This window comes from Streptomyces sp. NPDC006879, from assembly GCF_042869595.1.
In the GTDB taxonomy this organism is placed as follows: domain Bacteria; phylum Actinomycetota; class Actinomycetes; order Streptomycetales; family Streptomycetaceae; genus Streptomyces.
Window position 1 is genome coordinate 61,150 of the sequence record NZ_JBIAGC010000011.1, and the last position, 13,571, is coordinate 74,720.

Genomic DNA, 13,571 nt, shown 5'->3' on the forward strand with positions numbered 1-13,571 from the left:
GAAAGGGCCTCGCCATCATGGCTGTACAGACCACTGTCACCCCCACCTCTGCCGGCGTCACCGTCGATCTCGGTCCCGCTGCGGCCCTCTCCTGCCGGGAGTGCGGACACCGCTTCGAACTCGGCCCGATCTTCGCCTGTGCCGAGTGTTTCGGACCGCTTGAGGTGGCCTACGAGCTGCCGGTCGGTGACCCGCAGGCGCTGCGCAGGCAGATCGAGGCCGGCCCGGACAACATCTGGCGCTATGCGCCGCTGCTGCCCGTTCCGGCGGACGTGGCCGACAAGCCCAGCCTGAATCCGGGTTTCACCAAGTTGGTCGAGGCCGACAACCTCGCCCGCGAGCTGGGCGTCACGGGCAAGCTGTACGTGAAGGACGACTCCGGCAACCCCACGCACTCCTTCAAGGACCGCGTGGTGGCGATCGCCGTCGAGGCGGCCCGAGCCTTCGGCTTCACCACCCTGTCCTGTTCCTCCACCGGCAACCTGGCCGGGGCCGTGGGCGCCGCGGCGGCCCGGGCCGGCTTCCGTTCCTGCGTGTTCATCCCGCACGACCTGGAGCAGGGCAAGGTGGTCATGGCCGCGGTGTACGGCGGTGATCTCGTCGGCATCGAAGGCAACTACGACGACGTGAACCGTTTCTGCTCCGAGCTCATCGGCGACCCGCTGGGCGAGGGCTGGGGCTTTGTGAACGTCAACCTTCGCCCGTACTACGGCGAGGGCTCCAAGACGCTGGCCTACGAGATCTGCGAGCAGCTCGGTTGGCGGCTGCCCGACCAGATCGTCATCCCGATCGCGTCCGGCTCCCAGCTCACCAAGATCGACAAGGGGCTCCAGGAACTCGTCAAGCTGGGTCTGGTCGAGGACAAGCCGTACAAGATCTTCGGAGCGCAGGCGGAGGGCTGCTCGCCCGTTGCGGCGGCATTCAAGGCCGGTCACGACGTGGTGCGTCCGCAGAAGCCGAACACCATCGCCAAGTCGCTGGCGATCGGCAACCCGGCGGACGGCCCCTACGTGCTCGACATCGCGCGCCGCACGGGTGGTTTCGTCGAGGACGTGAATGACGAACAGGTCGTCGAGGCGATCCGGCTGCTGGCGCGGACCGAGGGCATCTTCGCGGAGACCGCGGGCGGGGTGACCGTCGGTGTGACCAAGAAGCTGATCGAGGACGGCCGGCTGGACCCGTCTTTGACCACGGTGGTCCTCAACACCGGCGACGGCCTGAAGACCCTGGAGGCGGTGGCCGGCACCGGTCAGAGCGCCACCATCCGCCCGAGCCTGGACGCGTTCCGCGCCGCGGGCCTGGCCTGATTCCCCATCTCGGACACTGGAAGGCGATAAGCGCATGAGCGTCAAGGTCCGCATCCCCACCATCCTCCGCACGTACACCAAGGGCGAGGCCGAGGTTTCCGCCGAGGGCGCGAAGCTCTCCGAGGTCATCGAATCCCTGGAGAAGGACTACCCGGGCATCGCCGCACGGGTTCTCGACGATCAGGGCAAGCTGCGTCGTTTCGTGAACGTGTACGTGAACGACGATGACGTTCGGTTCGAGGGCGGCCTGGAGGCGGTCACGCCGGAGGGCGCGGGCGTCTCGATCATCCCGGCCGTGGCTGGCGGCTGCTGATTTCCTGGACCGGCATATGCCCCCTCCGCTAAAGCGGAGGGGGCAATTCTGGTTGGTCGCGCGGGATAGAGTGAGAGCGGTTCCCCTCGCTTGTTTGTGCCTGATGCATATGAACGGCTCCGAGTTTGGCCTCGGAGGGGCGACATTGGGCCAAAGGTCGTGCGCGGTATGGGGTGTTGGCGCATTTTGCCCAGCCCGACTTGCCCGGCGTTGATGTAAATTTTCCCCGCTTTTCCACATACTGGACTGTCCAGATTTCTCGTCGGATTGACCTGTTGCAGACAGCGTCCGTGCAGATACATTCAGCCGCGGTCGACGCGTTAGGTCTGACCCAGGTCCGCGAAGTGTGGACCTGCGCAAGGGCCAGTAACAGGGGAGTTAGGCATGGCTCAGGGCACCGTCAAGTGGTTCAACGCGGAGAAGGGTTACGGCTTCATCGCGGTCGACGGTGGTGCGGACGTGTTCGTCCACTACAGCGCGATCCAGATGGACGGCTACCGCACCCTTGAAGAAGGTCAGCGGGTCGAGTTCGAGATCTCGCAGGGCCAGAAGGGTCCACAGGCGGACATGGTCAAGCTCGCCGTCTGACCAGGCGCGATCGACCACGGACGTATTCACGCCGAGGGGTCCGTACCCACCATGGGTACGGACCCCTCGTGCGTGCCCGCCCTGCTCCCCTCCCGCGCCCACCTTGATCGTCTCCCGATCCGGCTCCCGATCCGCGTCCCGGCTCGCGGGAGGCGCTTGCACTCGGAGGGGGCGAGTGCTAATCATTGGCGTTAGCACTCTCCGAGTGAGAGTGACAAAAACGGGACCGGGTCGGTGAGGCTCGCGAGGCCGGGCGGGAAGGAACCGCCAAGGCGCGCAGGCCGTCCGTCGCGGGCGCTGGCGCGGTCCGGAGCAATCCACCCCTGTCCGGGAGGACCACTTCACATGGCCAAGATCATCGCGTTCGACGAGGAGGCCCGGCGCGGCCTGGAGCGCGGCATGAACCAGCTCGCCGACGCCGTCAAGGTCACCCTTGGCCCCAAGGGTCGCAACGTCGTCCTTGAGAAGAAGTGGGGCGCCCCCACGATCACCAACGATGGTGTGTCCATCGCCAAGGAGATCGAGCTGGAGGACCCGTACGAGAAGATCGGCGCCGAGCTGGTCAAGGAAGTCGCCAAGAAGACGGACGACGTCGCCGGCGACGGTACGACCACCGCCACCGTCCTCGCCCAGGCGCTCGTCCGCGAGGGCCTGCGCAACGTGGCCGCCGGCGCCAACCCGATGGCCCTCAAGCGCGGTATCGAGAAGGCCGTCGAGGCCGTCTCCGGTGCGCTGCTTGAGCAGGCGAAGGATGTCGAGACCAAGGAGCAGATCGCCTCCACGGCCTCCATCTCCGCCGCCGACACCCAGATCGGCGAGCTCATCGCCGAGGCCATGGACAAGGTCGGCAAGGAAGGCGTCATCACCGTCGAGGAGTCCCAGACCTTCGGTCTGGAGCTGGAACTCACCGAGGGCATGCGCTTCGACAAGGGCTACATCTCGGCGTACTTCGCCACCGACATGGAGCGTATGGAGGCGTCGCTCGACGACCCGTACATCCTGATCGTCAACTCCAAGGTCGGCAACGTGAAGGACCTCCTTCCGCTGCTGGAGAAGGTCATGCAGTCCGGCAAGCCGCTGCTGATCATCGCCGAGGACGTCGAGGGCGAGGCCCTGTCCACGCTCGTCGTGAACAAGATCCGTGGCACCTTCAAGTCCGTCGCCGTCAAGGCTCCGGGCTTCGGTGACCGTCGCAAGGCCATGCTGGGCGACATCGCCATCCTCACCGGCGGCACGGTCGTCTCCGAGGAGGTCGGCCTCAAGCTGGAGAACGCCGGGCTGGACCTGCTCGGCCGCGCCCGCAAGGTCGTCATCACCAAGGACGAGACCACGATCGTCGACGGCGCTGGCGACAGTGACCAGGTCGCCGGCCGGGTCAACCAGATCCGCGCCGAGATCGAGAACTCCGACTCGGACTACGACCGCGAGAAGCTCCAGGAGCGCCTGGCGAAGCTGGCCGGCGGCGTGGCCGTCATCAAGGCCGGCGCCGCGACCGAGGTGGAGCTCAAGGAGCGCAAGCACCGCATCGAGGACGCCGTCCGCAACGCCAAGGCCGCCGTCGAGGAGGGCATCGTCGCCGGTGGTGGCGTGGCCCTGCTCCAGGCGACCGCCGTCTTCGAGAAGCTCGACCTGGACGGCGACGAGGCCACCGGTGCCTCCGCCGTGAAGCTGGCCCTTGAGGCTCCGCTGAAGCAGATCGCCGTCAACGCCGGCCTTGAGGGTGGCGTCGTCGTGGAGAAGGTCCGCAACCTGACCCCGGGTTGGGGCCTGAACGCCGCGACCGGCGAGTACGTGGACCTCATCGCCGAGGGCATCATCGACCCGGCGAAGGTCACCCGCTCCGCGCTGCAGAACGCGGCGTCCATCGCCGCGCTGTTCCTCACCACCGAGGCCGTCATCGCCGACAAGCCGGAGAAGGCTGCGGCCGGTGCTCCGGGCGGCGGCATGCCGGGCGGCGACATGGACTTCTGATCCACCCGGATCAGTGGTTCAGGGCCCAGCACCCAGCCAGTTGCAACCGAGGGCGGTACCCCTGCACCAGGGGTACCGCCCTCGGGCGTGTGCGCGTCAGCGCCCGCTCGGTTCACGGCACGGCCCAGCGCTCCAGAGGGTGAGCGTGCCGCCCGGAGGACGGGTCTGGGAACTTCACCGACCGGGCCCAAGGCCTGTCCCGCGGCCCTGGCGGGCGCGCGGCGACGGCCAATGCGCCTCGCCGCTTTGTCGGATCGGCCGAACACACTGGGTAGGAAGGCGACCCTCCGCCTTGCGAGGCACCGCACCTTCCGCCGCGCGCCGATCCACCGGGTAGTGCGGTACAGCCCCTAAGGAGCGTTTTTGGTCGTGATCAAGGAATGCTGGTGAGTTCCTTGATCCGGGTCATCGCGGCGCGGGGGTGAAGGCCGGCGCGGTACCCTCGCCGCTTTGAGGCGCGTCCTGGGCGAGTACCGATCGTGATCGATCTGCGGGTTCTGTCTGCGCGGCGGGGCCTGGACGGGTAGCCCTTCTTGGGTGACGCGTACGCAACTGACGGATGTGGAATGGGAGTTCAACGGGCCGTACCTGCCGATCGGCGAGTACGGCCCGCACTCCGAGCGGCTGCGGCAGCAGTTCGAGGGCGTGATCTGGCGGTTCAGGACGGGCGGGCAGTAGCGGGAGATGCCGGTGGAGTTCGGCGCCTGGCCGACCGTCCACAACCGCTTCCGGCAGTGGCGTGACGCCGGGGTCTTCGAAGCTCTGCTGGAGGACCTGATCGCACAGGCCGCGAAGCGGGGCGAGGTGGACCTGTCCCTGGTCAGCATCGACTCCACCACCGTCCGGGCCCATCACGGCGCGGCCGGAATGCACCTGGAGGAGGACGCCCTCACCGCATTGGAGAAGGCCAGGTCAAAGGGGGGCGGCTGCGACGAACAAACCGGACAGGAGGCCGAAGGCGACCCCGAGCGGGAAGAGCGAGGGCGCATCCGTCGACGGCGCAAACTTCGACTGAAGGCCGCCCTGCTCGGACGCTCCAGGGCGGACAGACCAGCAAGATCCATGTCGCCGGCGACCGGAAGTGCCGCCCACTGGTGTTCCTCGTGACCGCGGGCCAGGCCGCCGACGGCCCGCAGTTCATCCCCGTGCTGAAGAAAGTACGGGTCCGCGGGCCCGTCGGCCGACCCCGCACCCGGCCGGACGCGGTCTCCGGGGACAAGGCGTACTCGTCTCGCGGAAACCGCGCCCACCTGCGCAAACGCCGCATCAAGGCGGTCACCCCGGGGGAGGAGGACCAAGCCGCCAACCGGCAGAAGAAGGGCCGCGAGGGAGGCAGACCCGTCAGTCACGACGCCGACCTCTACGAGGAACGGAACACCTTCGAGCGCCTGATCAACAAGCTCAAAGCGTGGCGAGGCATCGCCACCCGCTACGGCAAGACACCCGCGAGCTACCTCGCCGGCCTCTACCTCCGGGCATCGATGATCTGGCTCAAGAACCTCGCCCGGGCCATCTGTTGGTCACAACCCCATACGCTCCCTAGTACTCCGGGGACTTGGCCAGCAGGTCGCGGCGGTCGACGATCTCCGGCTGGTAGACCTCCTCGTCCCACAGTTCGGGCTCGACGGGCTGGAGGGAGACCGAGATGACACGGTCCTCCACCTCGAAGGCCTCGCGCACCGCCTCGGCCACCCGCGCGACGAGCCGGGCCTGCTGCTCGGCGTCGAGAGGCTTGGGGAAGTACTTGATGTTCACATGGGGCATTGCTGGTCTCCTTCTGCTCGGTACTGGTTGGGGCGTGCTGCCGGTTCGGTGGGGGACCTTCCAGCGGGTGGCCCTAGGAGGTTTCCCGCTGAATGACCTTGGTGAGCTCGTCCACGCCCGGGTCGCGTAGGGCGCCGTAGTGGTCGGTGTCCAGGTGGATCAGATCGAAGGCGCCGGTCTCCGGGGGGACGGTCCGTTCCAGGAAGGAGTCCTCGTCGCCCCGGGCCTTGAAGAGGGTGACGGGGGCGGAGAGGGCTCGGGGCTGCGGCATCCAGCCGTAGGTGGTGCACACCACCCGGACGATCCGGCGCACCAGGGACGCGTCCAGGCCCCGGAACCGTTGGATGACGAACCGGGCGAAGCTGTCCTCGTCGACCGCGACTCGGAGGCACTCGGCCAGCAGGGGCCCTCCGGTGGTGCCGGCGAAGACCGAGTAGAGGATGGTGACGAAGGTGGGGTCGGCGAAGTCGGGGCCGGGCGTGCTCCAGGATTCCGCCCGGTCCGGGATGCGCGGTGATCCCGGCGCGAGCAGCAGCAGCCGCTCCACCTTTTCGCCGGCCTGCTCCAACAGCCAGGCGGCTTCGTAGGCGACCCGGGCGCCGAAGGAGTACCCCCACAGTGTGTAAGGTCCGGCCGGCTGGATCCGGCGCAGTGCGGTCAGGTCGGCGCGGGCCATTTCCGTCAGGTCGGTGAAGGGCTGCTCGCCGCTGTTGAGGCCGTGTGCCTGCACCCCGTAGAAGGCGCGCTCCCCCGGGTCGCGGGTGGCCAGCAGGCGCAGGTTCATGGCGTAGCCGCCGAGGCCGGGCCAGCAGAACACCGGGTGCGGGGCGCCCGGTGCTGCGGTGGCGCCGTGGCGCAGCGGGACCAGGCGGGAGGACGGGCCGCAGCCGTCCCCGTCGATGCGTGCCGCCAGTTGTTCCACGGTCGGGGACTGGAAGATCACCTGGACCGGCAGGCTGACGCCGAAGGTCCGGTTGATGCGGTGCACCAGAGCCACCGCTATCAGGGAGTTGCCGCCGCAGGCGAAGAAGTCGTCCTGGACGGAGACCACCTCGCGCTTCATGGCGGCCTTCCACAGGTCGCGGACCTTGGTTTCGGTGCGGGTGCGGGGTGCGACGACGGGGCGCTCGTCCTGGGCGATCTCGGCGTCCACCCGGGCTTCCAGTGCCTTGGTGTCGATCTTTCCGTTGGCGGTCTGGGGGAGCTGGTCGAGGACCAGGATGCGGTTGGGCAGCATGAACTCGGGCAGGAAGCCGACCAGATCATCCCTGATCATCTCGGCCGGGCCCTTCATGTGCACGGTGTCCTCGTACATGCCCTGGTGGTCGCGCTGGGTTTCGCTGACCGGTCCGCCGACGCAGAAGTAGGACGGTCCGGCTGGCAGTTCGCACTGACTGAGGATGTCGCGGAACCGGCGGGCGGCCGGCAGGTCGTGCCCGCTGCGGGAGCTGTAGCCGGCGGACATGAAGCCGAGGCCGGAGGCGTTCGACTGGAGGTGTTGCAGGGCTCGGCCGAGGTCGATGTACGAGCGCCAGTGCGGGACTTCCCCCTCGACGCCGTTGCGGGCCACGAAGGTGATGCCGAAACCCGCGCGTTCGTATACCTGCTGGTTGATCGCGATGACGTGACGCTTGAGGACGAGTTCTTCGGAGATCCGCTCCAGCGCGCCTGCCCGGTAGCGGTACTGTCCGGCGGGCAGGTCACTGGTGCCGCCGGGGTGCAGTTGGACGTAGACGTCCACCGGACTGTCGGTGGGGGCGGTGCCGTGCGGGGTGAGCGCGAAGGAGCCCAGGTAGTGGTCCTCGGGTGCACAACCCAGCCGGGCCCGCAGGTCCGGGGTGTGGGGGAGGTCGGTGACGGTGAGCCCGTAGCCGGGCAGGACCTCGTCGAGGAGGCCGAGCATATGGCCGGTCTCGATCTCCAGGACCTCACGGATGTTGTTCTTGTAGACGGGTTCGATGGCGCTGGTGCGGCCGACGAAGTGCAGGCTGAGGCCGGGGCGGACGGTGGCCACGGCGGGGTCCGCCGGTTGGACGAGCACCAGTTGGTGGCGCTGCGGGTGGTAGTAGTGCACGCCCGGGGCCAGCCCGGGGAACCCGTGCGCCTCCAGGTAGAGCTGGGTGGCGTACAGGGAGCCCGGTGAGGCGTAGCCGTACTTCGGAAGCAGCCGGTCCCCGCTCAGATGTGGGCCGAACTCGCGTAGTAGTCGACCGAGTTCATCGAAGGACAGGGTAGTGGCGGCCCGAGGGCGCCGGGCCGGTGGAGCCGGGCGGCCCAGGGCGTCGAGGAGGTCCTGGACCTGCGGTGCGCCGCCCTCGTAGAAGCGGTACGTCTTGCGGGCGAAGGCGCGGCGGCGTTGCTCGGAGGTCGCCTCGGCTCCGGGCAGGGGGAGGGTCGGTCGGTGCGCGAGGTCGTTGTCCTCGCGGGTGCCCGGGTTGGCCAGCTGCGCCTTGACCTGGAGCTTGGAGGCCTTGGAGAGGTGGTGCGCGCCGGGCGTGCCCTGGTCCATCAGGGCGGCTTCGCGTGGGCTGAGTTCCATGCACGCGATGAGGTTCTGGAAGCCGGTGTGCGGGTCGTCGCGGACCAGGACGGCGGCGTTCTTCACCCAGTCGTGGGCCTCGATGGCGAGGCGTATCTCGTCCAGCTCGATGCGGAACCCGCGCAGTTTGACCTGGTTGTCGACACGGCCGGCGAACTGCACGGTGCCGTCGGTGTTCCACTGGGCGAGGTCGCCCGTGCGGTAGAGCCGGTGGTGGGGGGCGGGGGCGCCGGAGGGGTTGTCCAGGAACCGTTCCGCGGTCAGGTCGGGACGGTGCAGATAGCCGCGGGCCAACTGAACACCGCTGATGTGGAGTTCCCCGGTCTCTCCGGGCCCCACCGGCCGGCCGGTGGGGCCCAGTACGTAGTAGCGCATTCCGGCCACGGGCGCGCCGATCGACACGGCCTGGGGGCCGTCGTCGAGGGCGGCGGGATCGACCGTGAAGGCAGAAGTGTTGATGGTGCACTCGGTCGGTCCGTAGAGGTTGGTGACCGTGCAGCGAGGTAGTTGAGCAGCGCATTTCCGGGCCAGGGTGCGAGAAAGCGCCTCTCCGCCGCTGAATATCTGGGTGAGTGATGTGCAGCGGTGCAGCTCGTCGCTGTCCAGAAGGGCCTGGAGGAGAGTGGGGACGCATTGCAGCGCCGTTACCCCGTGCTGAATAACGGCTTCGATCAGTCGGGGTGGGTCGCGATAGATCCCGGCGGTTCCGATCACTGTCCTACTGCCGCAGGCCACGGCTAGGATTTCCCATTGCGCGGCGTCGAAGCTCATGGGGGTCTTCTGGAGCACGACGGTGCCGGCGCCCAGTCCGCAGGCGTCCGCGAGCCAGTTCATCTGGTGGGCGATGCTGCGGTGCTCGATCATCACTCCCTTGGGTTTTCCAGTGCTTCCCGAGGTGTAGATGACATAAGCGAGGTCTTCCGGGTGAGGGCCTGGCGGCAATTCTGTGCCGCGATCGGAAGGTGCCTTCTTCTTGTACTCGGAGACATCTTCCGAGGTGACGATCCGTATTCCTTCTGGCGTCAATTCGGTGAGGCGTTCCCGTAGTTCTTCCTGGGTGAAGACCACGGTGATCTGGGCATCCTCGATCATATAGCGAAGGCGTTCATCCGGGTATTCCGGGGAGAGCGGTAGATAGGCGCCGCCGGCGTAGAGGATGCCCCAAGTCCCGGCGATGAGTTCGAACGCCGGATCGACGAAGACGCCGACCGCCTCGTCCCTCTTCAACCCGAGGTGATGCAGGTAGGAGGCGAGGTCCGTGCTCCAGTCCACCAGCTCGCGGAAGGTCAGCGTTTCCGCTTCGCATACCACCGCGATCTCGTTCGGGCGAGCCCGTGCCTGCTCGGTGAGCAGGTCGGTCAGACATTTCCCGACCGCGGTCGACTTCCCCATGGCGCCCCCAATTCGATGCGTCTTTATACCCCCGGAACGCTGGAAACTATGGGATCGAGCCACGGTGGTTGGCAAGGTTCAGCCAATGAATGGCCAATTACCGAGAGGCTTAAATCGCTCTATATGGTTGCTTAGTGCCCCTATCTGGAGCCGTGTGTGGCTGATTCTGTCGACTAACGTCGAAATCAAGCCAATCGACGTTCGGCGGATGCCGGCTAGTCAACGCGCATAGGGAGACCGGAGTGTCCGTTCTTGCGGTGATACGCACCCCCGCATTGTGTGCAGTGCGGGGACCCGAGCCATCGCGGCTGTGGCGAGCGGACCAAACCCCCGGCAGGCTTCAGGGCGTGGAATAGGTGGGAGGGGCGATCCATGCTGGTAAATCCGGCAGCCGAAGTCACTATTGACGACCTGCGGGCCGAGCTCGACGCAATCGACGAGCGCTTCCTTGAGGAGCTGCGGGCCCGTATCGAGAAGTGCGTCGAAATCGGACACTTCAAACGTGACAACAGCGTACCGATGATGCAACCGCACCGAATCGGCATCGTTCAGGAGCGTGCCGCCAAGTTCGGCGCCGAGCACGGCATCAACCAAGAATTTCTGCGCAGGCTCTACGACCTGATCATCGAGGAGACCTGCCGGGTCGAGAACCTGGTGATCGGGGATTCCGCATGAGAACACTGCTGATCGACAACTACGACTCGTTCACCTACAACCTCTACCAGTTGCTGGGCGAGGTGAACGGACAGGCACCCGTCGTCGTGAAGAACGGCGCCGACTGGTCCCGACTGAGGCTCGACGAATTCGATGCCATCGTGGTCTCACCCGGCCCCGGCCGACCCGACCGCGAACGTGATTTCGGCATCAGCGCCCGCGCCATCTTGGAGAGCGGACTGCCCGTGCTGGGGGTGTGCCTCGGCCACCAGGGCATCTGCCACCTCTTCGGCGGTGAGGTCGCTCTGGCCCCCACGCCGATGCACGGTCGGGTCTCCGCGGTGAAGCACAACGGCACCGACGTCTTCGCGGGGCTCCCGAGCCCCTACGACGTGGTGCGCTACCACTCGCTCGCCGCGACGACCGTGCCGGAGTCGCTCGAAGCCATCGCCTGGACCGAGGACGGCGTGGTCATGGGCGTGCGCCACAAGACGCTGCCGATCTGGGGAGTGCAGTTCCACCCCGAATCGATCAGCAGCGAGTACGGGCGCGAACTCCTCGCGAACTTCCGTGACCTGGCGCTCGCGCACGCCGGTACCCGCACGCCCGCCAGCCCGTACACCGTGCACGTGCGCACCGTGGACCACCAGCCGGACACCGAGGCCGCCTACCGCGCCCTGTTCGCCGGCAACGCGCACGGCTTCTGGCTGGACAGCGGCAACGTCATCGAAGGGCTGTCGCGGTTCTCGTTCCTCGGCGACGGCAGTGGCCCGCTGGCCGAGTACGTCAGCTACCGGGTCTCGGACGGCTACGTCACCGTCCACACCCCCGGCAGGCCGGGTGACGAGGGCGAGATCGTCGAGCAGGGGTTCTTCGACTACCTCGACGAACAGCTGCGGCTGCGTGCCGTACCCGCCCCCCAGGGCGTGCCCTTCGAGTTCAACCTCGGCTACGTCGGCTACCTCGGCTACGAGCTGAAGTCCGAAGCCGGCGGGCTCATGGTGCACAAGGCGGACACGCCGGACGCGGCGATGCTCTTCGCGGACCGGATGCTGGCCGTCGACCACGTCGAGGGCACCAGCTACCTGCTGGCCCTGTCCACCGGCGGGGACACCGCCGCCGCCGAGCGCTGGCTGGAGGAGACCGAAGCAAGACTGCGCGAGGTCCCCGACCACCGGACGACGGTCCGGGAGCAGGTGAGCTTCGCTGGCGCAGGCATGACGGACCCGGCCGCCGCGGGCACCGCCGTGTTGCGCCACGGCAAGGAGGAGTACCTCGACCGCATCGCCGAGAGCCTGGAGGAGATCCGGCAGGGCGAGACGTACGAGGTGTGCCTGACCAACACGGTCACCCTCGGCGCCCGGATCGACCCGCTGACCACCTATGCGCACCTGCGCCGGATCAGCCCCGTGCCGTACGGTGCGCTGCTGGACTACCCGGGGGTGGCCGTGCTCAGCGCCTCACCCGAGCGGTTCCTGACAGTCGGCACCGACCGGGTCGCCGAGTCCAAGCCGATCAAGGGCACCCGCCCGAGGGGCGCCACCCCGGCCGAGGACGAAGCACTGCGCACGGACCTGCTCAGCCAGGAGAAGGACCGCGCCGAGAACCTGATGATCGTGGACCTGATCCGCAATGACCTCAACGTGGTCAGCGAGATCGGCTCGGTGCACGTGCCGAGCCTCTTCCACGTGGAGACCTACGCCCCCGTGCACCAGCTGGTGTCCACCATCCGCGGCACCCTGCGGCCAGAGGAGACGGCCGTCTCCTGCGTCCGCGCCGCCTTCCCGGGCGGATCGATGACGGGCGCGCCGAAACTGCGCACCATGGAGATCATCGACCGGCTGGAGGAGGGCCCGCGCGGGGTGTACTCCGGTTCGCTCGGCTGGTTCTCGCTCAGCGGTGCGGCAGACCTCAACATCGTCATCCGGACCCTGGTGGCCACCGAGGACCGGGTCAGCTTCGGTGTCGGCGGCGCGATCGTGGCTCTCTCGGACCCGGAGGAAGAGTTCGAGGAGACCGTCGTGAAGTCGCGGGCCATGGTGGCCGCGGTGCTTGCCACCGCACTGGAGTCGGAGCCGGAGACGGTCGCCGGGCACCCGGGAGGTACCGCGTGATCAAGCGTGCCGTGGTCGTGGGTGGGGCCGGCGCGGTGGGAGCCCTGTTCGTGGAACGGCTGCTCCAGACCGGAGCCGAGGTGACGGTGGTGGACACCGCCGATCCTGCCGAGCCCGATCACCGGGTCAGCCACGTGCGTGGGGACGTCACCGCGATCGGATTCCGGCTGGCCGCCGAACTGGGCCACGCCGACCTCGTGGTGCTCGCCCTGCCGGACGCCGTCGCCCTCGCCTCGGTCCGCGGGATCGCCGAGGAACTGCGTCCCGGTGCACTGCTGGTGGACACGCTGTCGGTGAAACAGCCCATTACCGAGGCCATCCGCGCTCAGGCGCCGGGGGTCCAAGCCGTGGGCCTGAACCCGATGTTCGCCCCCTCGCTGGGCTTCGATGGTCGGCCGGTGGCCGCGGTCGTCGTCCACGAGGGCCCGCGCACCGAGGAGTTGCTAGCCCTGGTGGAGAGCTGGGGAGCCACCGTGGTCCGGGTGGATGCCGCCCAACACGACCAGTTGGCCGGCGCCACGCAGGCGTTGACCCATGCCGCCGTCCTCGGTTTCGGCCTGGCCCTCACCGAGCTCGGGGTGCCCGCAGCGGACCTGCGGCCGGTCGCTCCGCCGCCGGCGAACACGATGCTCGCCCTGCTGGCGAGGATCGCCTCCGGGACACCGGAGGTGTACTGGGACGTCCAGTACGCCAACCCGGAGGCCGCCGGGGTCCGCAAGACCCTCGCCGACAGCCTGCACCGACTCGCCGGGATCGTCGAGCACGGCACCGAGAACGATTTCGCGGCCGTCCTGGACGAGCTGCGCACGTACTTGGGCGAGGACCTCGCCCACCACCGCGACACCTGCGCCCGGCTCTTCGCCCTGGCCTGAGACCGCGCCGCTGCGGGCCCTTCGGGGTCCGCAGCACCCGATACCGCTTCCGCAAAC

Annotated in this window: 11 protein-coding genes; 9 read left to right on the plus strand and 2 right to left on the minus strand. The window is 67.9% G+C overall.

Annotated features, from left to right (window positions below):
* The first annotated feature begins 17 nt into the window (after positions 1 to 17).
* From thrC to ACFYMC_RS11675, 6 genes are all read left to right on the plus strand, one after another.
* Positions 18 to 1,307, plus strand: coding sequence for a threonine synthase (gene thrC, locus ACFYMC_RS11650; protein WP_388522452.1), 1,290 nt, complete (start codon positions 18 to 20; stop codon positions 1,305 to 1,307).
* Positions 1,308 to 1,341: 34 nt separating this feature from the next.
* The gene (locus ACFYMC_RS11655; RefSeq protein WP_388522455.1) at positions 1,342 to 1,620 is read left to right on the plus strand and encodes a MoaD/ThiS family protein; all 279 of its coding nucleotides are present in this window, start codon (positions 1,342 to 1,344) and stop codon (positions 1,618 to 1,620) included.
* A 384-nt stretch (positions 1,621 to 2,004) separates the two neighbouring features.
* Positions 2,005 to 2,208 (plus strand): cold-shock protein, encoded by a 204-nt coding sequence (locus ACFYMC_RS11660; protein WP_005315736.1) that lies wholly within the window; start codon positions 2,005 to 2,007, stop codon positions 2,206 to 2,208.
* Between the two features lie 345 nt (positions 2,209 to 2,553).
* Positions 2,554 to 4,179: a chaperonin GroEL gene (groL, locus tag ACFYMC_RS11665; RefSeq protein ID WP_388522457.1), complete on the plus strand. Its 1,626-nt coding sequence runs from the start codon at positions 2,554 to 2,556 to the stop codon at positions 4,177 to 4,179.
* A 537-nt stretch (positions 4,180 to 4,716) separates the two neighbouring features.
* Positions 4,717 to 4,857: a hypothetical protein gene (locus ACFYMC_RS11670; RefSeq protein WP_388522460.1), complete on the plus strand. Its 141-nt coding sequence runs from the start codon at positions 4,717 to 4,719 to the stop codon at positions 4,855 to 4,857.
* 248 nt (positions 4,858 to 5,105) lie between these two features.
* The gene (locus tag ACFYMC_RS11675; protein WP_388522699.1) at positions 5,106 to 5,828 is read left to right on the plus strand and encodes an IS5 family transposase; all 723 of its coding nucleotides are present in this window, start codon (positions 5,106 to 5,108) and stop codon (positions 5,826 to 5,828) included.
* Here ACFYMC_RS11675 and ACFYMC_RS11680 read toward each other — a convergent pair.
* Positions 5,719 to 5,943 carry a tautomerase family protein gene (locus ACFYMC_RS11680; protein ID WP_388522461.1) on the minus strand — a complete coding sequence of 75 codons (225 nt, stop codon included), beginning with the start codon at positions 5,941 to 5,943 and terminating at the stop codon, positions 5,719 to 5,721. The genes ACFYMC_RS11675 and ACFYMC_RS11680 overlap by 110 nt on opposite strands.
* Before the next feature lie 73 nt (positions 5,944 to 6,016).
* Positions 6,017 to 9,874, minus strand: a complete 3,858-nt coding sequence (locus ACFYMC_RS11685; RefSeq protein ID WP_388522464.1) for an amino acid adenylation domain-containing protein — start codon at positions 9,872 to 9,874, stop codon at positions 6,017 to 6,019.
* Positions 9,875 to 10,246: 372 nt separating this feature from the next.
* On the opposite strand from ACFYMC_RS11685, the gene ACFYMC_RS11690 reads away from it, so the two are divergent.
* From ACFYMC_RS11690 to ACFYMC_RS11700, 3 genes are read left to right on the plus strand one after another with little or no spacing between them, the layout of a single operon-like run.
* The gene (locus tag ACFYMC_RS11690; RefSeq protein WP_388522467.1) at positions 10,247 to 10,549 is read left to right on the plus strand and encodes a chorismate mutase family protein; all 303 of its coding nucleotides are present in this window, start codon (positions 10,247 to 10,249) and stop codon (positions 10,547 to 10,549) included.
* Positions 10,546 to 12,642 (plus strand): aminodeoxychorismate synthase component I, encoded by a 2,097-nt coding sequence (pabB, locus tag ACFYMC_RS11695; protein WP_388522470.1) that lies wholly within the window; start codon positions 10,546 to 10,548, stop codon positions 12,640 to 12,642. The genes ACFYMC_RS11690 and pabB overlap by 4 nt, the downstream gene beginning before the upstream one ends.
* The gene (locus ACFYMC_RS11700; RefSeq protein WP_388522473.1) at positions 12,639 to 13,514 is read left to right on the plus strand and encodes a prephenate dehydrogenase/arogenate dehydrogenase family protein; all 876 of its coding nucleotides are present in this window, start codon (positions 12,639 to 12,641) and stop codon (positions 13,512 to 13,514) included. The genes pabB and ACFYMC_RS11700 overlap by 4 nt, the downstream gene beginning before the upstream one ends.
* Positions 13,515 to 13,571 lie beyond the last annotated feature (57 nt).

Excerpts from the sequence above, each read along its gene's own strand:
- thrC (WP_388522452.1), top strand. The coding sequence starts at position 18 with ATGGCTGTACAGACCACTGTCACCCCCACCTCTGCCGGCGTCACCGTC.
- ACFYMC_RS11655 (WP_388522455.1), top strand. The coding sequence starts at position 1,342 with ATGAGCGTCAAGGTCCGCATCCCCACCATCCTCCGCACGTACACCAAG.
- ACFYMC_RS11660 (WP_005315736.1), top strand. The coding sequence starts at position 2,005 with ATGGCTCAGGGCACCGTCAAGTGGTTCAACGCGGAGAAGGGTTACGGC.
- groL (WP_388522457.1), top strand. The coding sequence starts at position 2,554 with ATGGCCAAGATCATCGCGTTCGACGAGGAGGCCCGGCGCGGCCTGGAG.
- ACFYMC_RS11680 (WP_388522461.1), bottom strand. The coding sequence starts at position 5,943 with ATGCCCCATGTGAACATCAAGTACTTCCCCAAGCCTCTCGACGCCGAG.
- ACFYMC_RS11685 (WP_388522464.1), bottom strand. The coding sequence starts at position 9,874 with ATGGGGAAGTCGACCGCGGTCGGGAAATGTCTGACCGACCTGCTCACC.
- ACFYMC_RS11690 (WP_388522467.1), top strand. The coding sequence starts at position 10,247 with ATGCTGGTAAATCCGGCAGCCGAAGTCACTATTGACGACCTGCGGGCC.
- pabB (WP_388522470.1), top strand. The coding sequence starts at position 10,546 with ATGAGAACACTGCTGATCGACAACTACGACTCGTTCACCTACAACCTC.